Annotated in this window: 20 protein-coding genes and 2 riboswitches; of the genes, 6 read left to right on the forward strand and 14 right to left on the reverse strand. The window is 45.2% G+C overall.

Features of this window, described 5'->3' with window-relative positions:
• Positions 1-26: 26 nt before the first annotated feature.
• The 5 genes from DMO16_RS07430 to DMO16_RS07450 form a co-directional block, all read right to left on the reverse strand.
• A complete protein-coding gene (locus tag DMO16_RS07430; RefSeq protein ID WP_129476383.1) occupies positions 27-563 on the reverse strand; it encodes a 1,2-dihydroxy-3-keto-5-methylthiopentene dioxygenase in 537 nt (178 codons plus the stop codon).
• 32 nt (positions 564-595) lie between these two features.
• Entirely contained in the window at positions 596-1,222 is a 627-nt protein-coding gene (locus tag DMO16_RS07435) for a methylthioribulose 1-phosphate dehydratase (protein WP_129476386.1), read from the reverse strand.
• A complete protein-coding gene (locus tag DMO16_RS07440) occupies positions 1,219-1,881 on the reverse strand; it encodes a 2-hydroxy-3-keto-5-methylthiopentenyl-1-phosphate phosphatase (protein WP_129476388.1) in 663 nt (220 codons plus the stop codon). The genes DMO16_RS07435 and DMO16_RS07440 overlap by 4 nt, the downstream gene beginning before the upstream one ends.
• A complete protein-coding gene (mtnW, locus tag DMO16_RS07445) occupies positions 1,878-3,119 on the reverse strand; it encodes a 2,3-diketo-5-methylthiopentyl-1-phosphate enolase (RefSeq protein WP_129476391.1) in 1,242 nt (413 codons plus the stop codon). The genes DMO16_RS07440 and mtnW overlap by 4 nt, the downstream gene beginning before the upstream one ends.
• An 83-nt stretch (positions 3,120-3,202) precedes the next feature.
• A riboswitch (SAM riboswitch) is annotated at positions 3,203-3,309 on the reverse strand.
• A gap of 80 nt (positions 3,310-3,389) precedes the next feature.
• On the reverse strand, positions 3,390-4,562 hold the full coding sequence (locus DMO16_RS07450; RefSeq protein ID WP_129476394.1) for a pyridoxal phosphate-dependent aminotransferase: 1,173 nt from the start codon (positions 4,560-4,562) through the stop codon (positions 3,390-3,392).
• 98 nt (positions 4,563-4,660) lie between these two features.
• On the opposite strand from DMO16_RS07450, the gene DMO16_RS07455 reads away from it, so the two are divergent.
• From DMO16_RS07455 to mtnA, 3 genes are all read left to right on the forward strand, one after another.
• Positions 4,661-5,446 (forward strand): carbon-nitrogen family hydrolase, encoded by a 786-nt coding sequence (locus tag DMO16_RS07455; protein ID WP_129476396.1) that lies wholly within the window; start codon positions 4,661-4,663, stop codon positions 5,444-5,446.
• Positions 5,447-5,549: 103 nt separating this feature from the next.
• A riboswitch (SAM riboswitch) is annotated at positions 5,550-5,703 on the forward strand.
• 79 nt (positions 5,704-5,782) lie between these two features.
• Positions 5,783-6,994, forward strand: a complete 1,212-nt coding sequence (gene mtnK, locus DMO16_RS07460) for an S-methyl-5-thioribose kinase (RefSeq protein ID WP_129476399.1) — start codon at positions 5,783-5,785, stop codon at positions 6,992-6,994.
• Positions 6,995-6,999: 5 nt separating this feature from the next.
• Positions 7,000-8,046: an S-methyl-5-thioribose-1-phosphate isomerase gene (gene mtnA / locus DMO16_RS07465; RefSeq protein ID WP_129476402.1), complete on the forward strand. Its 1,047-nt coding sequence runs from the start codon at positions 7,000-7,002 to the stop codon at positions 8,044-8,046.
• A 65-nt stretch (positions 8,047-8,111) separates the two neighbouring features.
• Here mtnA and DMO16_RS07470 read toward each other — a convergent pair whose 3' ends face one another.
• Entirely contained in the window at positions 8,112-8,474 is a 363-nt protein-coding gene (locus tag DMO16_RS07470) for a DUF1516 family protein (RefSeq protein ID WP_061968878.1), read from the reverse strand.
• 147 nt (positions 8,475-8,621) lie between these two features.
• Between DMO16_RS07470 and DMO16_RS07475 the strand changes: the two genes are divergently transcribed.
• The gene (locus tag DMO16_RS07475) at positions 8,622-9,815 is read left to right on the forward strand and encodes an ornithine--oxo-acid transaminase (protein ID WP_206738071.1); all 1,194 of its coding nucleotides are present in this window, start codon (positions 8,622-8,624) and stop codon (positions 9,813-9,815) included.
• A 213-nt stretch (positions 9,816-10,028) separates the two neighbouring features.
• On the opposite strand, the gene DMO16_RS07480 is transcribed toward DMO16_RS07475, so the two are convergent.
• The 4 genes from DMO16_RS07480 to DMO16_RS07495 form a co-directional block, all read right to left on the reverse strand.
• Complete coding sequence (locus DMO16_RS07480; RefSeq protein ID WP_129476407.1) at positions 10,029-10,817, reverse strand: SDR family oxidoreductase; 789 nt, start codon at positions 10,815-10,817, stop codon at positions 10,029-10,031.
• A gap of 36 nt (positions 10,818-10,853) precedes the next feature.
• Positions 10,854-12,278: an NAD-dependent succinate-semialdehyde dehydrogenase gene (locus DMO16_RS07485; RefSeq protein WP_129476410.1), complete on the reverse strand. Its 1,425-nt coding sequence runs from the start codon at positions 12,276-12,278 to the stop codon at positions 10,854-10,856.
• Positions 12,279-12,346: 68 nt separating this feature from the next.
• Positions 12,347-13,243, reverse strand: coding sequence for a fumarylacetoacetate hydrolase family protein (locus DMO16_RS07490; RefSeq protein WP_129476413.1), 897 nt, complete (start codon positions 13,241-13,243; stop codon positions 12,347-12,349).
• 20 nt (positions 13,244-13,263) lie between these two features.
• Positions 13,264-13,557: a 4a-hydroxytetrahydrobiopterin dehydratase gene (locus DMO16_RS07495; RefSeq protein WP_061968866.1), complete on the reverse strand. Its 294-nt coding sequence runs from the start codon at positions 13,555-13,557 to the stop codon at positions 13,264-13,266.
• 156 nt (positions 13,558-13,713) lie between these two features.
• Here DMO16_RS07495 and DMO16_RS07500 point away from each other — a divergent pair, with 156 nt between their 5' ends.
• Both DMO16_RS07500 and DMO16_RS07505 read left to right on the forward strand, forming a co-directional pair.
• A complete protein-coding gene (locus DMO16_RS07500) occupies positions 13,714-15,483 on the forward strand; it encodes a B12-binding domain-containing radical SAM protein (protein WP_425590066.1) in 1,770 nt (589 codons plus the stop codon).
• A 243-nt stretch (positions 15,484-15,726) separates the two neighbouring features.
• Entirely contained in the window at positions 15,727-16,944 is a 1,218-nt protein-coding gene (locus tag DMO16_RS07505; RefSeq protein ID WP_129476419.1) for an IS110 family transposase, read from the forward strand.
• 146 nt (positions 16,945-17,090) lie between these two features.
• Here the strand turns inward: DMO16_RS07505 and DMO16_RS07510 are convergent, their stop codons facing one another.
• The 4 genes from DMO16_RS07510 to DMO16_RS07525 all read right to left on the reverse strand — a co-directional run bounded on the left by DMO16_RS07510 (position 17,091) and on the right by DMO16_RS07525 (position 23,799).
• Complete coding sequence (locus tag DMO16_RS07510; protein WP_164988878.1) at positions 17,091-18,260, reverse strand: efflux RND transporter periplasmic adaptor subunit; 1,170 nt, start codon at positions 18,258-18,260, stop codon at positions 17,091-17,093.
• Positions 18,261-18,274: 14 nt separating this feature from the next.
• Entirely contained in the window at positions 18,275-18,988 is a 714-nt protein-coding gene (locus DMO16_RS07515; protein ID WP_129476425.1) for a YIP1 family protein, read from the reverse strand.
• 240 nt (positions 18,989-19,228) lie between these two features.
• Positions 19,229-22,627, reverse strand: a complete 3,399-nt coding sequence (locus DMO16_RS07520) for an AAA family ATPase (RefSeq protein WP_129476428.1) — start codon at positions 22,625-22,627, stop codon at positions 19,229-19,231.
• Positions 22,624-23,799, reverse strand: coding sequence for a metallophosphoesterase family protein (locus DMO16_RS07525; protein ID WP_129476431.1), 1,176 nt, complete (start codon positions 23,797-23,799; stop codon positions 22,624-22,626). Before DMO16_RS07525 ends, DMO16_RS07520 begins: the two co-directional genes overlap by 4 nt.
• Between the last annotated feature and the right edge of the window lie 15 nt (positions 23,800-23,814).

A 23,814-nucleotide genomic window follows, 5' to 3' on the forward strand; every position in this document is an offset into this window, starting at 1 on the left:
TCCTTCCTTCATGGCAGCATGTCGTTTTATTTTGCGGGGGCTTCCTGTTTGTCGTAAATCGGAACCCAGCCTTCTTTGGATTTAAAGATTCGGACTGCCACCACTTGGCGGTCGTCCATCAATGTAAAGTAATGGCGGTAATTTTCAGGAACGGAAATCAGGTCGCCCGGCTCTAGTTCTACATCAAAAAAACGGCCTTCCGGACCTTCAATGGCAAAAATACCATGTCCGCTAACAATAAACCGTACTTCATCATCGGAATGATGATGTTCGGCCAAAAAGTTCTGCAGTAGCTCATCAAGATTTGGTGTATCCGGGGACAATGAGATAACATCCTCGGTCACGTATCCTCTGCGCTTGGATAGTTCATCGATTTCACTTCTGAACACCTGGATCACTTCTGCCTTTTCCTCATCGGATAACGAATAGTTTTCTTTCAGATGAGACGGCAGCTTTGCAATATCCCAGTTTTCATAGATTACACCCTGGCTTTCCAAATAACCGCTTACTTTGTCCAGCTCTTCCACTCGTTCATTATTATCATGAAAACGTAATTGTGCCATATTGGCATCCCCCTTTAAATTATTTTTTGGCTTTAAAATGCATACTGAGGCTGAAGCAATCTCATTTTGACGTGGTAGGAAAAAAGGAACTCCAATGCCTCAAGATATTTTTTGGCTTCAAATCCATTTTTACCCCATACTGTAACTCCGTGATTTCTGATCAGAACGGCTTTTGTATCTTGAGTAATGGCTTCAGCAAAACGTTCTGCAAGAACAGACAAATCTGCCGGATTCTCAATGATCGGCACAGTAAAGGATCCATCTTCTTCCCAGATGTTAATTGCCTTGATCAATTCCTGCCCACGGAAGGTGATTTCCCCCTGATCGCCATACAGCTCGGAAATAATATTGTTATCGACAGTATGAATATGCAAGCAACACCCCGCATCGGTATGCTGATACACTTTTGCATGCAAACCGGTTTCAGCTGAAGCACGCAGATGGGTTTCTTCTACGGAATTGCCCGAAACATCCACCAAAACAAAATCTTCATTTGTTCGTTTCCGTTTATCCTTGCCGCTTGCAGTCACCAAAAAAGTAATGGGATCGCCACTAACCTTGATGGACAAATTTCCACTTGTACCCGGAAACCAGTCCCGTGAAGCCAGTTCATCCTTAACATCAGCCAGCTCTTTCCACAATTCCCCCAATGATCTCAAATGCTCACTTCCTTTATTTGCAGATACGAAATAATGTCATAAAACGTAGTGAAAGGTTCAAAAGCAATGTTTTCCTGTTCACACTTCTCTTTCAAAAAGTCCCTTGCAAACACCTTGTCTGCCATTTTGGCAGCCTGTAAATCGGTGATGGAATCTCCGATCACGATTTTTCTGTACGAAGCGGAATCAAAGCTTCTTAAGATAGCCGGTTTGCAGCATCCGCAATCATTGCTGCACTGACTGTCACAGCTGTGCGGCCAAAGAATTTCGATGGTCTCTCCTGCAAACGAACTGCCATTGCAATAGATCTGTTCCTCGTCCACTATATTTTTAAGAATCGGATAAACAAAAAAATCAATTCCTCCGCTTACCACGTACAATGGGATGCTCTGGTCTTTCGTATACTGAACAAATTCTTCAAATCCATCCCTGATTTTTGCTGTGGAAAGAACGTACTGAATGATTTCCTCTTTTTGGCTGGAAGGAATAAGAGAAAAGAGCTGTCCGACTCCTCCCCTGATGGATACTTCCTGATTCAGTATTTTATCCTTGATCGGCTCCCATCCTTCGGGAGCAAAGTTTTTCATGATGTCAATGATGTTGTCTTTTTCGGTAATGGTTCCGTCAAAATCACAAAAGATAATCCGTTCTCTGCTCATGATTTCACCAGACCGCCCCATAGATTCAATGCGGCTTTCAGCGGATCGCTCTCCTCGCTGATCTGCTCCAGCGATTTGTTAAGCAGCAAGCCATCAATCGCATCGCGGAACGCTTTTCCTCCGGCAACGGCTCCTCCTGGATGCCCGTGAACTCCGCCGCCGGCATTAATAATGCTGTCGATGCCAAAGTCCTGAAGCAAAAGAGGGGTCAATCCCGGATGAATTCCGGCTGACGGCACTGGGAAAGCACCTTTCCAGTTTATATGCTTTTCTGTCAGCTCTGCAGCGATGCCAACAGCGTCTTCTTTCCTGAGGGCTACGCTGCCATATGGCGACGGAAACAGCACCAAGTCCGCTCCAGCAAGCCGAAGCAGCTTCCCTAAAAGAAGCCGGTTGGAAATGCCATAAAACTCGGATGGTGTCAGTGCACCTGAAACGGCCGGGTGAGCCATGATGGGCAGATTAATTTCAGGATCCTCTGCCAGGCTTTGCAGCACATCCAGTCCGTAGGCAAAAACATTGAGCAACAGGGCGCTTGCCCCGAGCTCGGCTGCACGTTTCGCTTTGTCTTTTAATTCAAATGTCCGTCCCGTTAAATTAACGGCATACAGTGTTTTATGGCCAGTCTCCTCTTCCGTTTCGGCCAGTACTTGTTTGGCTGTTTTAATACGTTCTTCAAATGGGGTCCGCGGATTATCGAACAGGATTTCATCATCCTTGACCAAATCAACGCCGCCAAGTGCCTGTTCTCTCAGCTGATGTTTAAAGTAGTCCATATCTCTGCCGATCACAGCCTTGAAAATGCTCATGAGCAGCGGACGTTCATAAACTCCGAGCTGATTTCGAATCCCATCAATTCCAAAGGATGGCCCTGGAAATTCGCTGCTTAAGTCTTCCGAAAATTCCAGATCGATAAGTTTTACCTCGCCATCCAGTGAAAGCTTTCCAAAAACGGTGGTTAAGATCGCTGGAAGGTCAGGAGAAAAGTTTGCAGCAGGATAAGAGATTTTCAGAAGTGCCTGTTTTCTGGGCGAACCAAAGTATTGGTTTACCCGTGCATCTTCCGGCAATTCAATGATCTCTGCCACACTGCCTTTATGATTTTTAAGCTGCTCCTTTTGCAGATCCGGAAGATCGGTCCAGGAGCCGACGGTTAACCCCAGCGCAATTCCTTCCGCTTTTTTTTCAAAATTTCCTTTAGGATCATGAACAAGATAGGTCGCAGTTACTGATGCCATGATGTATCCCTCCAAAACATTAATTCACACGAAAAAACCTCTTCCCGAGGGAAGAGGCATTATAGACATAAGGATGCCGCTTCCTCTCATCTCCCAGCATGCGCTGCAAGATTTAGCACCGTGTAAATCCTTAGGATAACCGGTTGCCGGGCTTCATCGGGCTAGTCCCTCCACCTGCTCTTGATAAGAGAAAATGTTCATATTACTTCGAATGTTAGAATTACTTGTGATTATGACAGGTTATAAAAAATCTGTCAATCCAATTATAGCTTAGAAAATATTTAATGCGCGGATTCGATCTGCCGCTTCTTTCAAGCGCTCTTCATCCGTAAGAAGGCCCACTCTTACATAGCCTTCTCCCTCTTTGCCAAATCCGATGCCCGGAGCGACCACAACATGTGCCTCATTCAGCAAGTAATCTGCAAAACTCTCTGAAGTATGTCCTTCAGGCACGGGAAGCCAGCAGAAAAAGGACCCTCTGGGTGCCTTAACATCCCACCCGAGTTCCTGCAACCCTGAAATAAAAACATTTCTTCGCTTTTCGTACATGTCGGCAAGCTCCCTGACACAATCCTGCGCCCCAAGCAATGCCTTTGCCGCTGCTTCCTGTACCGCCGGAAACAGGCTGACATAAAAATGATCCTGAAGCAGATTAATGCTTTCTATCACACTCTCATTTCCAATCGCAAAACCGACTCTCCAGCCTGCCATATTATACGTTTTACTCAATGTATAAATCTCAATTCCCTGTTCTTTGGCACCATGCGTCTGCAAATAACTGACGGGCTTTTCTCCATCAAACCCAATGGCTCCGTAGGCAAAGTCATGAACGACCAGAATATCATGCTTTTTGGCAAAGTCCACGGTTTCCTTGAAAAATTGCGGAGTGGCAACACCTGCTGTTGGATTGTTTGGATAGTTGAGGAACATTAATTTGGCACGGTCGGCCGTTTCTTTATCAATTTCGTTATAGTCGACAAGAAAGTCATTTTCCTCTTTCAGCGCCATCATGCTCATTTCTGCTTCCGCCATGGCGACGCCTGACCAATAATCCGGATAACCCGGATCCGGAACTAAAGCAGTATCTCCTTTGTTCAGAAAACACTGTGCAACTTCTACGAGACCAGCTTTTCCGCCAAACAGCACAGCCACTTCTTTTTTGGGATCAACCTCTACCCCAAACTCATTTTTATAGTAAACAGCTACCGCTTCTTTCAAAAAATCATATCCCCGAAAAGGAGAATATTTGTGGTACTGAGGATTAACCGCTGCCTCTTGCAAGGCAGCAACAATATGAGGAGGTGTCGGCTGGTCAGGGTTTCCCTGTCCGAGATTAATCACATCATGCCCCTGTGCGGCAACCGCACTCACTTTTCCCACAAGCTTGGCAAAAAATTGTTCAGGCAGGCGTTTTAACGCATCTGCTTGCTGGAAACGTTTCACATTCACACATCCTGTCATTCGTAATTTTCTTGAAATTCTAATCCAATATGTTATACGCTTATTGAAAATCTGTCAAAACGTTTTAATGGGGGATACGCATGAAACTGAATGTAGCACTGATCCAAATGGACATCCAGCTCGGATTGCCGGAAGAGAATATTAAGAAAGCCGTACAAAGAATTGAAGAAGCCTCAAAACAAAACGCAGATATCGTCGTACTGCCGGAACTCTGGACGACCGGCTATGATTTGGAGCGTCTTGTTGAAATTGGAGACGCCAACGGGGATAATCTGAAAAAGCTGATGAGCGGTTTAGCACGGCAGCACCGCATCAATATCGTTGCCGGCTCTGTTGCCAATAAAACAGACAATGGCATTTTTAACACACTTTACGCCTTTAATCGCGAGGGTGAGCAGATTGGAGAGTACAGCAAACTGCATTTGATTCGCCTTATGCAGGAAGAGAAGTTCATTGCCCCCGGTTCCACCAAGGGGAATTTTATGCTGGAGAACATTCCGGCTGCAGGAGTCATCTGTTATGACATCCGTTTTCCGGAATGGATCCGCGCCCATGTTCTCGATGGTGCCTCCCTTCTGTTCGTGCCGGCCGAATGGCCTGCCCAAAGGCTCTCTCACTGGCGAAATCTCTTAATTACGAGAGCCATTGAAAACCAATGCTTTGTGATCGCATGCAACAGAATCGGCCGGGATAACAATAACGCCTTTGCCGGCCACTCGATCATCATCGATCCGTGGGGAGACGTCATCGCTGAAGCAGATGGTGAAAATGAAACCATTTTATTTGCCGAGATCGAGACGGATCTCGTTGATGAAGTCAGAAGCAGAATCCCCATTTTTGAGGACCGCAGACCCGAACACTATTAATCTTCTTGAAAATTGCAATTGACAGCTTCCTTTGAAAGCTGTATGATAGCCATTGTAAATTATTATTGCATTCTGTGTTTTCTAACAACTTAATGATGAATGTCTCTTATCAAGAGCAGGTGGAGGGAATTTGGCCCGATGAAACCCAGCAACCGACCGTAATACCATTGTGAAATGGGGCGTCTTTATTTGAAGCCTGGACTTCCAGTATGGCACGGTGCTAATTCCAGCAAAGCTTAAGCTTTGCAAGATAAGAGGCGTGGAAACTATACATCCAGGCCTCTTTTCTTCAAGAAAAGAGGCCTTTTTTACATTTATCCTTCGGAGGTAAACCCTATGGCAACGTCAACAAAACAAGCCTACACACCGCTCAATGAGCAAACCGTGATCGAACTATCCCAAAAACTCGGCCTGTTCAGTGATTACAGATCCATTGAGGTCAATGAGATCGGTGACGGCAATTTGAATCTTGTATTCCGGCTGGTCGAACCGTCTACCCAAAAATCGGTTATTATCAAGCAGGCGCTCCCTTATGCCAAAGTCGTTGGAGAGAGCTGGCCGCTTACCCTGGACAGGGCACGTATTGAAAGTGATTCACTGAAAAAATTTGCTGAGTTCGCGTCTGAACATGTTCCCCAAGTCCTTTATACCAACAACGACCTGGCCGTTACTGTCATGGAGGATCTGTCCTCTCATGTGATTCTGCGCAAAGGCTTGATTGATGGAGTAACCTACCCGAACCTGGCTCAACATATTGGAACTTTCATTGCGAAAAACCTGTTCTACACCAGTGATTTTTATTTACATCCGTTTGAGAAAAAAAGATTGGTCCAGCAGTTTACCAATCCTGAGCTATGCAAAATAACCGAAGATCTCGTGTTTACCGATCCATTTTATAATATTGAAACCAATGATTATCCTGCAGAACTGCAGGATGCCGTTTCAGAACTCTGGAATGATTCGGGCCTAAGAAACAAAGCGGCCCGGCTCAAACTTAAATTTTTGACACATGCCGAAGCATTGCTTCATGGAGATCTGCATTCAGGGAGTATTTTTGTAACAGAGGAATCCACCAAAATTATCGACTCTGAATTTGCCTACTACGGTCCACAAGGATTTGATATCGCTCACTTTTTTGCGAATATCGCAATGAACCATATCGCTCAGCGGGCTCATATCAAAGACGGAGAAAAACGGGCCGAATACCAGCTGTACCTTTCCGGCTTAATCAGAGACACATGGATTACCTTTACGGATACATACAAAGAACTCTGGAGAAACGAGGGTGTGGAGCTGGCAACCAAACTCCCGGGTTTTGAAGATGAAGTCCTGGAGAGCATATTTACAGATATGGTCGGTTTCGCGGGCTGTGAAGTCATCCGCCGGACCATTGGCCTGGCTCATGTTGCAGACCTGGATTCCATTGCTGATTTCGATGAACAAATCATCCTTAAAAAGAAGGCTCTTAAACTCGGTCGGGATTGGATCAAGAACAAACAACGAATAAAAAATATTGAAGAATTTATTACCAGCATCAGGAGTGTTTAATTTATATGAGTACAACAGAAACGCAAATTTCATCTTTACGCTATAAAGGGGATCACCTGCTTCTTTTGGATCAGCAGCAGCTGCCCCATCATACGGTTTATATTAATGTCACCACCATTGAACAGGTTTGGGACTGCATCAAAAAATTGAACGTGAGAGGTGCTCCGGCCATTGGAATTGCTGCCGCCTTTGGAATCGTTCTTTGGGCAAAAAGCCACACCTCCCTTTCTTTCGTTGAATTTAAAGAACAGTTGAACCGTCAAACCGCTTTTCTTTCGACATCCAGACCTACGGCTGTCAATTTATTTTGGGCACTTGACCGCATTACAGCTTCGGTTGCCAATGTCCGCGAGACGAAAGAGGCAGTTGAACGCATTGAACAGGAAGCCCTTCTGATTCAGAAGGAAGATGAGGAGATTTGCCGCAAAATCGGCGAGAACGGATTAACCCTGCTAAGCGACGGCGACCGCCTCATGACCCACTGCAACGCAGGCGGGATTGCAACGGCAAAATATGGTACGGCGCTCGCTCCTCTTTATTTGGCAAAAGAAAAGGGATGGAATCTCTCGGTATACGCCAATGAAACACGCCCCGTTTTCCAGGGAGCCCGATTAACCGCGTGGGAATTAAAACAGGCCGGAGTTGACGTTACGCTGATTACGGATAACATGGCTGCTCATACATTAAAAACAAAACAGGTCAGTGCTGTAATCGTTGGATGTGACCGGGTTGCTGCCAATGGAGATACAGCCAATAAAATCGGGACGTTCGGACTTGCACTCCAGGCAAAGGCGCTTGGCATTCCTTTTTATGTTGCCTCTCCCCTTTCAACGATCGACCTGCACACCCCGACTGGCGATGACATTCCGATTGAAGAACGTCCTGCAGAGGAAATCACCCATGTACAAGGTGTGCCTATTGCACCTAAAGGGGTAAAAGTTTTCAATCCAGCTTTTGATGTAACGCCTCACGAGTACATCACAGCCATTATTACGGAAAAAGGCATTGCCCGCGGGAATTATAAGAAAGCACTGGCGAAATTAAAAAAATAACCACATACAAAAAAGCTCGTACTCCTTCATGACAGTTCCTGGGGGTACGAACTTTTTCTTTTTTTTTAAAAATGCATTGGCAAAACTGAATATCCGTAATAAAAGACAAGGGCCAATGCCAAAATGAGCGTAATCCAGCGGGACTTTTTATCCTCATTTCGTTTTGCACCCAGCAGCATCACTTCAAACAAGCCGATAACTGCCAGACCCAGGATCCCTTTAATAATGAGCGGTCCCATATTTACCGCACCTGCCTGGATCCACTGATAGATAAGCATCCCACCAGAAAAGATGGTAGTTATGTACAGAAGACGGAGAATCATATGCAAAATGCGGGAAATTTTTTTATTTTTTCTTTTGTATAGGGTATAAGTCAGAAAAAATAAAACAAGCGCAGCCGCCCATGAAAAAACGTGGAAGTGTAACATATTTATTTCCTCCTGTGTATAATCCTTCACTTTACTATACCATGAAGCGTGCCGGCGCGCTTCACGAGCGGAAGTAAGGCTAGGAAGAAAGCCTTTTCATTGCTATAATGTAAAAGAATTCACAATACTAAGATTGGAGTGAGAGATATGATTAAAACAGAAAACATCATCTCCAAAACAGAACAATACGGGGCGAAGAATTATCACCCACTTCCAATTGTCATCTCCAAAGGCGAAGGCGTATGGGTTTATGATCCGGAAGGCAACAAATATATGGATATGCTGAGCGCATATTCAGCCGTGAACCAGGGGCACCGGCATCCGAAGATCATTCAGGCGTTAAAGGACCAGGCAGACCGCATCACCCTGACTTCACGTGCTTTTCATAATGACCAGCTTGGAAACTTTTATGAAAAAGTAACGAAACTCACAGGCAAAAATATGGTATTGCCGATGAACACAGGGGCAGAAGCAGTTGAAACCGCAATTAAAACGGTCCGCCGTTGGGCGTATGACGTGAAAGGTGTTCAAGCCAATCAGGCGGAAGTCATTGCTTGCGAAGGAAACTTCCACGGACGTACAATGACGGCCGTTTCCATGTCTTCTGATGAAGAGTACAAACGAGGATTTGGTCCGATGCTGCCAGGAATCAAGTTGATTCCTTACGGTGACCTCGAAGCGTTGAAGCAAGCCATCACACCGAATACGGCTGCTTTTATTTTGGAACCCATTCAGGGAGAAGCCGGCATTGTCATTCCTCCTGAAGGCTTCCTGAAACAAGCTCGTGAGCTTTGCCGGGAAAACAATGTCCTTTTTGTCGCGGATGAAATTCAATCTGGTTTGGGACGATCCGGAAAGCTGTTTGCCTGCGACTGGGAAGATGTTGTTCCTGACGTGTACATTCTCGGAAAAGCATTGGGCGGCGGGGTAATGCCAATTTCCTGCGTAGCTGCTGACAACGATATTCTTGGGGTGTTCAATCCAGGAAGCCATGGCTCCACATTTGGAGGCAACCCACTGGCTTCAGCGGTATCCATTGCCTCACTGGAGGTTATAGAAGAAGAAAACCTGGTGAGCCGTTCCCTTGAGCTCGGCGAGCACTTTTTGAATGAGTTAACGTCTATTAAGAATCCGAAGATTACCGAAGTACGTGGCCGAGGGTTATTTATTGGCGTGGAGCTGAGCGAGGCGGCCCGTCCATATTGTGAGAAGCTGAAAGAAGAAGGTCTTCTTTGCAAAGAAACCCATGAAAATGTCATCCGGTTTGCACCTCCTCTCATTATTTCTGAAGAGGACCTCAACTGGGCGATCGAACGTATCAAAAAAGTCTTGTCGGTATAAGTGTTATAGCAAACAGAAACAGGCTGGAAGTCATCCAGCCTGTTTTTTGTGGTTTAATCGGTGGGGAGTGAGTTGTCTGATTATTCAGTTATGTCCAATTATTTCTTTCCCCCCAATATCTTCACTTTTAGCTTAATAAATTTGAAACCTGCTGAATTCTCCATAAAAAGCTTCAGCTCTGCATCAAATTCGCAGTGCTGAAGCTCTTTTATTCTATAATGCCTTAACCATGCCGCCATCAATCAAAAAGGATTGTCCGGTGATGTACGTATTGGCCTCTGAACCCAAATAAACGATGGTCCTCGCAAATTCTTCCGGCGTTCCATACCGGCCAAGCGGAATGTTTTTCACCATTTCTTCCTTTACCTGTTCTTTGCTTATGGAACGCTGCTCGGCGATTTTACCATCCAGTTCCTGCAGACGGTCGGTTCCGATTCGTCCCGGCCCGATTGTATTGATCAGGATGCCGTCTTTACCCAGCTCCTGTGACAGGCTTTTGGATAACCCGCTGATCGCCGTTCTGAAGGTGTTGGATAGCGTCAATCCATCAATTGGCTGCTTGATGGATGAGGAAGCGATGTTGATGATACGGCCACTTCCATTTTTTCTCATGTGCGGCAGAACTTCACGCACCGTTCGGATGAGGCTTAACAAGGTGAGCTGAAAAGCGGATTCCCATTCCTCGTCATTAAAGGAATCGAAGTTGCCCGCAGGCGGACCTCCGGCATTATTCACCAATACATCAATGGTGCCAAACGCCTCCGCAGCCGCACTGACCAGACTGGTGATCTCCTCTTTTTTGGTGATATCACACCTCTTATATTCAACCCTGCTGCCTGTTTTTTCACTGATTTCCTCTGCTGTGGCCTTTAATGCTGCTTCATCACGACTTGTGATCATGACGTTTGCCCCTTCTTCTGCAAATCTCATGGCCGTTGCCTTCCCAAGCCCTTTGCTGGAAGCAAGAACCACTACCGCTTTATCTTTTAGCCCCAAATCCATCTCATTTTTCCCCCTTTGAATTTATATTTGCCAAAATCAGATGACGATGCTGACATATTTGGTTTCCAGATAGGCCTCCATGCCCTCTGTTCCACCTTCTCTTCCAATACCGCTTTCTTTCAGACCGCCGAATGGAGCCTGGGCAGCAGACGGAACACCGTCATTCCAGCCGATGACTCCGTAGTTCAATCCTTCCACCAAGTGTGTGCCTCGTGACATGCTTTCAGTATAAATATAAGCAGCGAGGCCGAACGGACTGCTGTTGGCAAGCTTGATGCCTTCTTCATCTGATGTAATTTTTTGCACCGGAATCACCGGTCCGAAGGTTTCCTCGTTCATGATGAGCATGTCATGATTCACATCTTTTAAAACGGTCGGTTCAAAGAAACACGCATTTCCTTCATCCTGCCCTTTGCCGCCAAGCAAGCATTCTGCCCCTTTTTCAACGGCATTGTCGACATGCTTTTTAATTTTTTCATAGCCGTCCCGATTGATAATAGGGCCGATATCAGTGCCCTCTTCCAATCCATTGCCGACCTTTAACCTGCTAGTTTCTTCAACCAGCTTTTTCGTAAACTCATCATATATTTTTTCGTGAACATACACACGGTTAATACAGATGCACGTTTGACCCGCATTTCGGAATTTGGAGGCAATGATCCCTTGCACCGTTTTCTCAAGATCGGCATCCTCAAGAACAATCGAAGGTGCATGTCCGCCAAGTTCCATGGACACGTTCTTAACCGTTTTCGCGCTTTGCTCAATGAGCATTTTTCCTACTTCTGTAGATCCGGTAAAGGTAATTTTCTTCACTATGTCGCTTTCCATCATTTCACCCGCAATGAGTGAAGATGAACCGGTAAGAAGGCTGACGACTCCCTTTGGAAATCCTGCTTCTTCACAGAGCTCCACCAGTTTGATGGCGGTAAGCGGTGTTTCCTTCGGCGGTTTAATGATAATCGGGCAACCGGCTGCAAGCGCAGGACCGAGTTTGCGAGTGATCATCGCAGCGGGAAAGTTCCATGGTGTGATCGCAGCAACAACGCCAACCGGCTGTTTCAAAACCTGCATCCGTTTATTTTCCGCAGACGCCGGGATGGTTCTGCCGTATACCCGCTTTCCTTCCTCTGCGAACCATTTAATAAAAGATGCGGCATACTGGACTTCACCAAGAGATTCCTTCATTGGTTTACCCATTTCCCTTGTCATGAGTTCCGCAATTTCCTCTTTTTGCTCAATCATCAAATCATATAGTTTATCCAGATAGGCGGCTCTGTCGTAAGCCGTTAATTTGGCCCACGGACCAAATGCCTCATGCGCACTTTCAATAGCTGCTCTCGTTTCTTCCTTTCCTGCAGAAGCTACCGTACCAACGAGATCACCATCCGCTGGATTCAGCACCTTGATCTTCTCCAGGTTATTACCTGTCCATTCTCCATTGATATATAACAACTTGTCCATGTTTTATGGCCTCCCTTGAACAAAGAATACCTATCTACTTTTCCTTTTACCGAGTGACTTAAAACATATCAAACCACATTATTGACGAGCGTTCCAATGCCTTCGACTGTAATTTCAATGGTATCCCCACTATTCAGCAGCCTTGGCGGCTTGAATCCTTTGCCTACCCCTGCAGGTGTACCGGTCGCGATTACATCTCCCGGTTCAAGGGTCATTCCTTTTGACAGCGCTTCAATAATTTCTGGAATGGTAAAGATAAAATCCTTTGTATTGCCGTCCTGTCTGACTTCTCCATTTACTTTGGTGGTAATCGTCAGTTCATGCGGATTTGGAAGGTCCTCTTTCGACACAATCCAAGGTCCCATTGGACAGGAAGTATCAAGACTTTTTCCGATTAGAAATTGTTTATGCTTTTTCTGAAGATCCCTGGCAGTAACATCGTTGATGATCGTATAGCCAAATACATGGTCCATGGCCGTATCCTGGGTAATCCCCTTGCCTTTTTTACCAATAATAACGGCCAGTTCGCCTTCATAATCCAATTCATCGGTTACCTCTTTATGACGCAAAACATCCGCTTGATGGCCGATAACCGTTGTAGGCGCTTTCGAAAAAATCATCACATGCTCGGGGATATCTGCTTCACTACCCATTTCAACCGCATGATCTCTGTAGTTCTTTCCTACACAAAATATGTTTTTCGCCGGTCTTGGAATGGGAGCCATCCACTCCAGATCTGGGTCGGTTAAACCATATGTAAACAATAAATTCTCATGATAGGATTCCGATAATTCATGAATCTTTTCCAAAAACTTCTCTTCAAGCTGAAGTCCTTCCAACAAGGAATCCGGAAATTCCATTTCTTTCTCCTGGGCAGCGAGCGACAGATTAAATACTACATTTTCCTCCTCAATCAGCTTACCTAAAAAGATGTCGCCCTGATACTTGGCAGTTACTAATTTCATCTCAAACCTCTCCTTAATACTTAAAGTTTACTGAACGCTTCGTCAAATAAAACAGCCATCTTAAGATCCGCCTGGGTCAGCCCGTTTACACTCCATGTGCTTAATTTCAGGGTAACCAGTTTGTAATTGATGGTAATATGCGGATGATGCTGAAAGCTTTCGGCCAGCTGTCCTACTTCACTAACAAATTCAATTCCGTCTAAATAGTTATCAAACTTGTACTTTTTCACCATCCATTTCCCCGGAATCAGTTTCCATTCGGGATATCTGTTGGCAAAACGGTCGATTTCCTGAAGGGTAAGCAGTTCAGCCATTTCTGTTCTTCCTTTCCTAGCCTATAGTAAAACTATACCTCGCGAATAATTGAGACGTCAAAATATTCGGTTAACAAGAGCGTTTTATTTCCATGATCAACTATGCTAAAATTATATGTTGACTAAATCTAGCAGATATGAGGGATTGCCATGAACATTGTAGTGAGCACACTCAATGCAAAATATATTCATACCTGTCTGGCCCTCAGGTATTTAAAAGCGTACAGTGAACCGGATTTTCACGTAGAAATGGCCGAGTATACGATCAAGGACCCTGCCATTAACATCGTAAGTGACTTGTATATGAAAAGGCCTGATGTACTTGGCTTCAGCTGTTATATATGGAACATCGAAGAAACCATAAAAGTAATTGAGATGGTCAAAAAAATCAGCCCAGAAACAGCCATCGTTCTCGGAGGCCCGGAGGTTTCCTATGATGTTCCTCACTGGCTGGACCGGATTCCGGATGCCGATTTCATCATCGTCAATGAAGGCGAGATTTCCTTTAAGCATTTTCTTGCCGAACATTCAGGGGAAAAGCGCTATGAAAAAGTGGCCGGGCTTGCCTGGAGAAAAAATGGGAAACCAACAATCAACCCGCCAAGGGAAAAATTGGATCTTAAGACGGTCGCAACTCCCTACCGGTTTGAAGAGGACCTGGATCAGCTCTCCAAACGGGTAACCTACTTTGAAACGAGCCGCGGTTGTCCTTACTCCTGTGCCTTTTGCCTTTCTTCCATTGAAGTCGGTGTGCGGTACTTTGACATCCAGAAAGTAAAAGACGATCTTATTTTTCTGATGGACAATGGCGCGAAAACGATTAAATTTGTGGACCGTACGTTTAACATCAAACGCGATTATGCCTTTGAGATGTTTCAATTTCTAATTGATAACAGACGACCGGGTGTTGTTTTTCAGTTTGAAATTACCGCGGATATCATGCGTCCGGAAGTTATTGCCTTTTTAAATGAACACGCCCCCGCCGGGTTGTTCCGGTTTGAGATCGGCGTGCAATCAACAAACGATCATGTCAACGAGCTTGTTCAGCGCCGGCAGAATTTTGAGAAACTGACGCGAACGGTCATGACCGTAAAAGAGGGCGGAAAAATTGCCCAGCATCTGGACCTGATCGCCGGTTTGCCGGATGAGGACTACCAGTCCTTCCGAAAAACCTTTAATGATGTATTCGCGTTTGGCGTGGAAGAAGTCCAGCTCGGATTCTTAAAAATGCTGCGCGGTACCGGCCTGCGCCTGACAGCTGATCGGCATGACTATGTATATATGAATCACTCGCCTTATGAGATTCTGGGCAACAATGTGCTAAGCTTTGATGATATTATCAAAATTAAGCGGGTGGAAGATGTGCTTGAAAAGTACTGGAATGACCACCGGATGGACGCCACACTGAACTACTTAATCTACCATGTGTTCCACTCTCCATTTGATTTCTTCCAGGAGTTTGGAGATTACTGGGAGAGCAAAGGCTGGTCCAGAATTGGCCATCAGCTGGAGGATCTGTTCGCCCGCCTGAAGGAGTTTTTAACGCAGCGCGGCACCCATAATGAAATCATAGAAGCTCTTATGAAGTACGATTACTTCTCACGAAAAAAACACCGTCCTCACCGTTCATGGTGGGAGGAAACACTTTCAAAAAGTGATCTCGAACACTATCACCGCTGGCTGAAGCACCATCCAGAACGTCTTTCTGACGCATTCAAATCATACAGTCTGAGTGAAAAGGATCTAATGAAGCACACGGTACTGGACCTTTTACCATTTGATCTGAACCATTATTTAACAACCGGGGAAGTAAAAAAAGACCAGGTTCTGTCCCTGGTCTACTATCATCCCAAAACACACGAACCCGAGCACTACAGTATTTCTTTGAATCAAATTCAGCTGGAAGAACGTTCTGCTTTAAGTTAAACCAAAACATACTAAGATTAGTAGCACAAACCACGGCCATGGTTTGTGCTACTATTTTTTTGTAGAGGTGAAGAATAGGTCGAGGCAGCCCCGGAACTTTAAGTTCGCACGCAAAACAGACCAACTTCACCGTCCTTATATGAATCAGTTTCAGTATGTTGGATCCGTTGAGATCGTGTAAAAGAAAATGGAATCGATAGGGATAGGTGAGGACTTCTGCAATCGTTTTGAGGGAGGAACGTAATGATGAGTATTATTGCTTTTGACGTAAGTATGGGAAAAAGTTATATGGTGATTTACAACACCTCGAGGTGTTGTGTTTTTGAAGGAGAAATACTACATAATAAGATTCATTTTGAGAAACTGTATCAGCGCATTGTCGCACTTGTTCAGCAGGATGGACATACACCAGAAATTGTCTTTGAAGCCACAGGAGTTTACTCCCGCCAATTAGAGCGATTTATGAACGATCATGGTTTTCCTTATTGCTTATTAAATCCTCTCGAATCTAAACTTCAAACGGCTTCTATGCGAATGCATAAGACGGATAAAAGCGATGCCCATCGGCTCGCTCAAACTCATTTTACCTCGGACAGAAAAAATAAAATCGCACAAGACGATTATTATGATCAAATGCGCTCTCTTTCCCGTTATTATCATGAACTGGATCAGGAATTAAAATTGGTCAGAAGTCGTATACATACCCTGCTTCAGCTTACTTTTCCAGAGATAGAAACACTATTTACGGGAAAATCGGAGTTGTTTTTGAACATCTTACAACTGTTTCCTCATCCGGATTGTGTAAAGCAACGATCGAAAACGGTCATTCGAAATCGGTTGCTTGCCAATACCAGTAAAAAGCTTGCCCCCAAAACGGCAGAGAAGAAAGCCATACAACTTCTAGAAATCGCTGAGTATTCTTATCCAGCTGTAGATGAAGATGATATAAGATGCGAGCAGTTAAAGTACTATGCCAAACGCTGTTTGGCTATTCTGCGACAACGTGAAGAAGTGATTAAGCAGATGGCAGACCTTTCACAAGAACGAAAAGATTATCAAGTGTTAATGAGTTTTCCTGGCATTGGGACCAACACAGCTGTGCGTTTAATCGCTGAAATTGGTGACATTCACCGTTTTAAAACCAACAAACAACTGAACGCTTATGCCGGTATTGATATTCGGCGTTTTCAATCCGGCACCATCTTGTATAAAGATAAAATCAATAGGCGAGGGAACAAACATTTACGAAAGATCCTGTATCTTACCATTCAAAATATGATTAAACAGAGGCGTTTTGGGGATAACCATTTTGTAGATTACTACGACAAACTAAAAACGCAACCTTATAACAAACGTCATAAAGTCGCGTCCATCGCGTGTGTGAATAAGTTATTGAAATGCCTATTCCACCTTATTACACACAATTTGCATTACGATTACCAGATAGCAGCTGGTAAGTAATGTTTTGACTATTATATCATAATTCTCCCCTAGTTTAAAAAACAGCTACAACTAGGGGTATTTAGAATGCCTTAAATAAAGTGACAATACCGAAGGCTTAATGACTCCCTAAAAAACTATTGACTAATCGTAAGAAAAGGCTGCCCCTATTGTTTGGCAGCCTTTTTTGTGTCTTTTACGAGTTCTTTTCTTTTGGTATCGTCTCTCTTCGTTTCGGAGGTAAATACTTCGGTATTTTCGGTCAGATAAGGTGTCGGGTTGGAAACAACGCTGTTGTTATATTTGATGCCTGATGTGATTTCGATCCATGAGCCATATTCCAAGCCGGTTTTTACAGGAACTTTTTTCAAATAGCCCTTTTCCACCATATAGACGGAGGTTTTTTGTTTTTCCTTCATCAGGGCAGTTTCCGGAATAACAACAGCATCTTCCTTGATCACTGGCTTCAGCTCAATCTTTACGGCCTGTCCTGTTTTAAATGGATGCTCCTGGTCGAATTTGACGGTAAAAGGGAAGATGGCTTTTCCTTTTACTTTTGTTGCCTCGCGAAATTCTGCAAGCGTCCCCTCCCATTTCTTTCCTGGTAATGCAGGGGAAACAATCGTGGCTTTCTCACCAGATTGGACAAGCATAGAATCTTTTTCATCCAGCTCTCCATTTATTTGAACATCATCGGTTGAAACCACCTCTACGACCGGTAAGCCTGTATCGGATGACCCCTGGTTAACCGACTTGACTACTCCGGTTGTATTACTCTTGATGGAGAGATTTTCCTTTTCTTCATTCAGCTGGATCAGCTGGGTATCGACAGCTGCGGCACGAGTTGTTGCCAGCTCGCTTTTCATTGCCGCTTCTGATTGTTCTTTTTCCAAATCTGCTTTCTTTTTCACCGAATCGTGTTCATCAACCGGCAATGCATCTGCCTGGCTTTGTAGCTCGGTTTGCATTTCCTGATAGTGTTTTTCTTTAACGGTATATTCCTCTTTTTTTTGCTGCAAGTCCGCGATTTTATCGTCAAGCCCGGCATTTCCATACACAAACAGCACAGTGCCCGGTGTTACCTCGTCTCCCTCTTTCACCGCAATTTCTTTTACATAGCCAAGTTTTTCTTGCACGTAAAATTTTTCATTTTCCGAAGGTACAACGGCTCCCTCGGCTACAATGGCTCGTTTAATATCCATTACTCTCGCAGGAGCAAGGTGAACATTCTGCGCACGGGCAAAGGCACCCTCGTCCTTGGAAAAAATCCAGATATTGAATGCAAGCAACAATAATGAAAATACAGCAAGACCTGTCATCAGAATTCTTTTTCTCATGTTGATTGCCTCCATTATAATGTCAGCTGGCCATACTGCAGTGCATGGGTTATTGAGGACAACAGCATAAACCCTATGTATAAAAGCGATACAGCAGCAAAAATATAAGTTTTGGACTTATAGCTTGCCTGTTTCAGTCCCGAATACGTCAGATAAAAGGCCCAAACTGTAAACACCGACAAAAAAGCAAGCACCGAGATTAAAAAGGCATTATTGGAGAAATAGTTCGCTGCCACACCCAGGCTGAACGGGCTCCATACTTCATCCGTATTCAGAAATCCTTGAAAAGGAAGCTTGAAAACAGCAGAGATCATAAATACACAATACACGACAGATTGAAGGATAAAGAGCTTTTTAAAGCCCACATCCCTGAAAAAGGGAAGAAACACAATTGCCATAAAAGCAACCGCAATTACTGGCTTTACCAAACCGATAATCAATCCGGCTATAAAAAGCAGGTATTTGCTTGCCTCAAGCTTGTTTTCCGTCAGATGAACGTCCTTGACGATAGGCATGTCGAGAAGATGATCTGAGGAAAGAAAGTAACTTATTGCGGTAATGAGAGCACTCACAATACAAATCATTAAAAAACGCAGAAAAAAACCTTCCGTTTGGTTGAAACGGCGGAAATACCCAAATTGCTCCCTTGGCCTAACCAGACTTTTTATAAGATGCACTTCACCCGGCAACGCATGGTCCCCCTCTACTTCTTCTTTTTTCTCCATCATAGCACAATTTAATCCAATATTTTGTCCTGATTTGCCAAATAACGTAATTTTATTGTTACAAACGGTCACTGTTTGAATGATTTTAAACAATCACCACAAACTAGCAATAAACCATATTTCAACTAGGAGTGCATCATCATGAATTCGAGGAAAAAATGGTCGACAAAGTGACCGTCAACATCGTCGATCACGGAAGCATCAATTAAAAACGCACTTGGATTACGACCAAGTGCGTTTTTTCTATGTTTGTTCTATAGCGACTCTGCTGCCGTTGCCTTCGCCGTTGGCCGGAGTGACAATCAGCTTTTTCGTCAGTCTTGCTTTTAATTCCGGAACATGTGAAATAATGCCGACCGACAAGGCATTCATATGAAGTTTCTCCAGCGCGGTAACGACCGTATCAAGCAGTTCCTGATCCAGTGTTCCAAAGCCTTCATCCAAAAAGAAAAACTCCAGCGGGTATTTACCTCTCAGTTGAATCTGGGTGGAAAGCGAAAGAGCCAGTGCCAGGGAGGTCAGGAATGTTTCACCGCCGGATAGTGTAGATACCGGCCGTTTCACCCCTCCATTGGCATCGTCCCTGATGACGAAGCCATTGGATGAATCAACCTCGATTGCATATCTGCCCCTGGTCAGCTGTCCAAGACGATTGGAAGCATCTCTTGACACCTGAATCAATTGCTCCTCTGCCACGAACTCGACAAAGCTATTGCCCCTGAACACCGCTTGAAGCTTTCCAAGCGTTTTCAGTTGGTCTTCTGTTTTCTTTCTTTCCTTTTCCAGCACTTGATAACGCTCATGCTTGGTTTCAAGTGTCTTGTAGTATTGTCCCGTTTCACCCAATTTTTGGACAGCATTCTGCAAGTCTTCTTTCATAGCCTTTAGAGATGATGTCAGTCCGTTCCATTGTTGCTCTGTTAAGGTTTGCCCGTTCAGCTGTCTCAGCAGTTTTTCTTTTTCGGAAGCATTTCGCTTGAAACTGTCAAAGTGCCTTTCGATTTCTGTCTGCCATTCTTGCTGTTTCAAACGATTTGCCAGACTTCTCCTTAAGTCTGGCATATCTGTGAACGGAGAAGAACTTCTTTTTTCCTCCCAAATCGCCAAAGCTTCTGTTTTCCGTTGACCGCTTCTTTCTTTTGCATCCTGCGCCGAACGCCATTCTTTGTCCAGAGCATGGTAAGCATCGATCGCCTTCTGACGGCTGGTTTCCAGCTGATTCACCTGTTCTGTCAAACGTTTGATGCTGTTCTCTGTGTCAGCAAGCCTTGCCTTACATGTTTGATCTCCTGCGATCCGGTTCACTTTTGCTCGTAAACCACGGCTGTCTTCGCGTAAACTCGCAAGCCCTGATTCCAGCTTAGCGATATCTTTTTCAATCTCTGCAACATGCTGTCTGCACGTTTCGATGATTTTTTCTTTTTCTTCAATAAAGGGAACGGATTTAACCAATCCTTCCTCAATCTTTTCGCGTTGGGCATCCAGTGTACGAATGCGCTCTTTTTCTTTTTCTACCTGATTAACGGGAAAATCGGGAAATTCTTTTTGCCACTTGTTTTGCAGTGCTTCCAAGGCTTTCTCTGTTTTTTCCAGTTTTTGCCGGCGTTCCTGGTCTTCTTTTTGAGCAGAAGACATCTGGGCTTTCACCGTGGCTTCAAGGGAAGAAAGCTCTCTATATTCTGCTCCAACTTTTTTTACCGCTTCATCGGCCTCAAGCACATCCTGACGTAATCCTTTCACTTGAGTTAACGTTTGGGTCAGCCACTCTTCCAGTTGTGAGAGTGATTGCGGAGGTACGGATGGAGAATGAGAAGGAAGGCTGCTTGCAGCGGCTTCCGGCTCTTCCATGTATTGCTGAAGGCTCTCTGACAATCGTTCCAGCGTGCTTTTCATCATATAGATTTCTTTTTCTAATGAGCCCGCCTGGTTTTGGATTTCCCTCACCTTACGGATCTGTTGTTCTGGCTCCTGATCGGGTTCATAGTGCAGGATGGGATCTGGATGATCGGTTGAACCGCACACCGCGCATGGCTGCCCGGCGGCTAGCTGCTGAGACAGACGGGATGCAAGCTCCCTTACCTGATCCTTTTCTCTTCGTTCTGCCAACTGTTCTTCATATTGAGCAGCATGGTAAGACATTTGTTCCTGGACGTATTGAACCTCCGACACCTCATGAAAAACAGCAAGAACCTTCGAGCTGGACTGGTGAATTTTTGTTTCAAGCTGCTCTTTCCTGCCTTTGAACCTGTGAAACTCGTCAATGGAGCTTTGATGCAGCAATCCGGCTTGATCCACCGCTTTCTGCGCTTCTGATACCTGCTTTGCTTCATACTCCAAGTTCAATGCCGCTTCTTGTGCCCGGTTGATTTTGTCCCGTTCTGTTGAAGAAATGATCGTTTCCTTTAATTGTCTCTGCAGTTCGTTCTGTCTATCGACCGCTCGATGCAGCAGACCCTCGGCAGCCTTTTGTTTGGACGCTACCGCTTCCAGCTTCTGCAGCTGGTCGTTGAGCTGTTGTTCCTTCTCCCCTGCCGCTTGTTCTTTCTTTTCCGCTTCCTTTTCCATTTCCATGGCAGAAAGCAGCTGCTCCCGCCTGGAAATCAGTGAAGGCTCTTGATCATCTTTTTCTTTTTTTGCAGCTTCATACGTTTTCTGAACTTTATCCGCAATGCTTTTAGCCTCTGCTGTTGCCTGTCTTAAATCCTGCTCTTTTTTATTGCAGTCTTCCGCTTCCTTTTGAGCTTTTTCAGCTTCATCACCATATGGGTTCAACAAGTCGGCAAGCCTTGCCCTCTCCAGCTTTTGTTCAAGACCCTGGATTAGGCTTGCATTTTGCTGAAGATTTTTTTCCTCATCTTCAACCTCTTTTAAGTGCTCTTGAGCCTGCCATACTTGCTTGTTCTTTTCATATCTTCGTTCTTCTTCCTCAGCATGGCTTCTTTTGTGTTCTACTTCTTCCTTTGCCTCTTTCCAGAGCTTCTCAGCTTCTTGCAGCGCTTCCTTGGATGCGTCGCCAAGACCCGCCTGTTCAGCGGCCAGATGTTCCATTTCCGTCCTGGACTTTTCCACCCGTTTTTTCAGCTTTTGATTTAATTGGTCTCCGTACTTTTCGAGCTGAAAAAGCCGCTGAAGCATCTGTCTCCGCTCTGCACCCTTCAGAGATAAAAATTCAGCAAACTTGCCTTGAGGAAGGACAACTGCCCGGGTAAAATCCTCAATCGTCAATCCCAGGAGCTCCTGAACCTGCTGTGTAACATCCCGTTCCTTATCTGCCTGCACCGTCCACTCCCCATTTTCCAAAAAAAGGAGCCGGCAGGTGCTTGTCCGGATCGTATGATCTCCGCTTCGCTTATAATTCCGCTCAATCCTGTACCGTGATAAGTTTTCTCCGGCACCCAGTTCGAAGGCAAAGGACACCGACAGCTCATTTTCTGCGTGGTTCAAAATCCCTTGAGTTCCGCCTGCGGCCCGCTCGACTTTGCCGTAGAGCGCGAGTGTGATGGCATCAAGTATGCTCGACTTGCCACTTCCGGTCGGACCGAAAATCCCAAAGACCCCACCGCCGCACAGCTGATCAAACTCTATCGTCTGTTTTTCCCGAAAACTTTGAAGTCCTGCAACCTGCAATCCTACCGGTCTCATTCTGCTGCACTCCTTTCCTCATCCTCATCCGAGATCAGTTCTAGAAACAAGGACAGGACGTTCTCGTCAGGCACACCGCCTCCGGTTTGCCGTTCGTAAAACGTTTTGAACAGCTCATCGATTGGCAGATTCTTTTGTACAGACGTCTCCGGCTCCCTTGTTCCTTCAAATGCAGGTTTAATATGAATAATTCCTTTATGCGCTTTCCGGATGGCTTGAATGTCCTCCATTGCAATACTGTCCTTTACAGTAATCGACAGATCTACCCATGCCTTGCTCGGACAGACTTCATCCAGCCATTGATGGACGTCTGCCACACCGTTCGCATGATAAACCATCAAAGGGTGTCCGCATGTGAGCGGTATTTCCCTGATGGACGCTTCCTTGCCAGGTGCCAGATCCACTATGGTTACAGACTTTGTATGTCCCGCTTCAGAGAAACTGTAACTTAACGGCGATCCCGAATAGCGGGCGGCTGTTTTGGCCCGTTTGACGTTTTGAGGCCGGTGAAGATGACCGAGCGCAACATACTGCGCCTTTTGGGGAAGCGTTTCTGCAGCAACGGTGTAGGCTCCGCCAATATGTACAGGCCGCTCCGAGTCACTTTCGTTGCTGCCTGCAACATACAAATGACTCATCGCAATATTCACAGCCTGGGGGTCAAACCATTCTGTCATCCTATTAAAATACTGTCCGACCCAGTTGTCATATTGATTTCTTAAATGCAGCTCCTCTCCTGTATCTGACAGAACTTCCTTCAAACGAGATTCGGACGGATAGGGAAGCGCACAGATATTGAGCTTTTCCTGTGTCCGTTCAATTCCATATGAATAAAGCTGTGTTGTTGGAAGGCCCACCAGTGTAATTCCCAGATTCCCCGACAACGGGGAAGAAGCCGCCAGCCGGTCGGGATGATCGTGGTTTCCAGCAATGGCAATCACAGGGCGTCTGCCGCGGTCACTCAGCCTGGCCATGCCGTCATAAAACATTTGCTCCGCCGCCGCCGGCGGATTGACCGTATCAAATACATCGCCTGCCATGATGATGGCATCCACCCTTTCCTCCTCTGCAATCTGTACCAGCTCATCAAGGAACTGCTGTTGTTCTTCCAGCCTGCTGCGGCCTTCCAGCGTTCTTCCCAGATGCCAGTCAGCCGTATGAAGCAGCCTCATTGCGCTTCCTCCTTT

Origin of the sequence: Fictibacillus sp. S7 (assembly GCF_004127935.1) — a bacterium.
Classification (GTDB): Bacteria; Bacillota; Bacilli; order Bacillales; family Fictibacillaceae; genus Fictibacillus_C; species Fictibacillus_C enclensis.

Coding starts and splice junctions, on each gene's coding strand:
- DMO16_RS07505 (WP_129476419.1), top strand. CDS start 15,727: ATGATGAGTATTATTGCTTTTGACGTAAGTATGGGAAAAAGTTATATG.
- mtnK (WP_129476399.1), top strand. CDS start 5,783: ATGGCAACGTCAACAAAACAAGCCTACACACCGCTCAATGAGCAAACC.
- DMO16_RS07520 (WP_129476428.1), bottom strand. CDS start 22,627: ATGAGACCGGTAGGATTGCAGGTTGCAGGACTTCAAAGTTTTCGGGAA.
- DMO16_RS07490 (WP_129476413.1), bottom strand. CDS start 13,243: ATGAAATTAGTAACTGCCAAGTATCAGGGCGACATCTTTTTAGGTAAG.
- DMO16_RS07485 (WP_129476410.1), bottom strand. CDS start 12,278: ATGGACAAGTTGTTATATATCAATGGAGAATGGACAGGTAATAACCTG.
- DMO16_RS07440 (WP_129476388.1), bottom strand. CDS start 1,881: ATGAGCAGAGAACGGATTATCTTTTGTGATTTTGACGGAACCATTACC.
- DMO16_RS07470 (WP_061968878.1), bottom strand. CDS start 8,474: ATGTTACACTTCCACGTTTTTTCATGGGCGGCTGCGCTTGTTTTATTT.
- DMO16_RS07515 (WP_129476425.1), bottom strand. CDS start 18,988: ATGATGGAGAAAAAAGAAGAAGTAGAGGGGGACCATGCGTTGCCGGGT.
- DMO16_RS07430 (WP_129476383.1), bottom strand. CDS start 563: ATGGCACAATTACGTTTTCATGATAATAATGAACGAGTGGAAGAGCTG.
- DMO16_RS07510 (WP_164988878.1), bottom strand. CDS start 18,260: ATGAGAAAAAGAATTCTGATGACAGGTCTTGCTGTATTTTCATTATTG.
- mtnW (WP_129476391.1), bottom strand. CDS start 3,119: ATGGCATCAGTAACTGCGACCTATCTTGTTCATGATCCTAAAGGAAAT.
- DMO16_RS07455 (WP_129476396.1), top strand. CDS start 4,661: ATGAAACTGAATGTAGCACTGATCCAAATGGACATCCAGCTCGGATTG.
- DMO16_RS07525 (WP_129476431.1), bottom strand. CDS start 23,799: ATGAGGCTGCTTCATACGGCTGACTGGCATCTGGGAAGAACGCTGGAA.
- DMO16_RS07495 (WP_061968866.1), bottom strand. CDS start 13,557: ATGGCTGAACTGCTTACCCTTCAGGAAATCGACCGTTTTGCCAACAGA.
- mtnA (WP_129476402.1), top strand. CDS start 7,000: ATGAGTACAACAGAAACGCAAATTTCATCTTTACGCTATAAAGGGGAT.
- DMO16_RS07480 (WP_129476407.1), bottom strand. CDS start 10,817: ATGGATTTGGGGCTAAAAGATAAAGCGGTAGTGGTTCTTGCTTCCAGC.
- DMO16_RS07475 (WP_206738071.1), top strand. CDS start 8,622: ATGATTAAAACAGAAAACATCATCTCCAAAACAGAACAATACGGGGCG.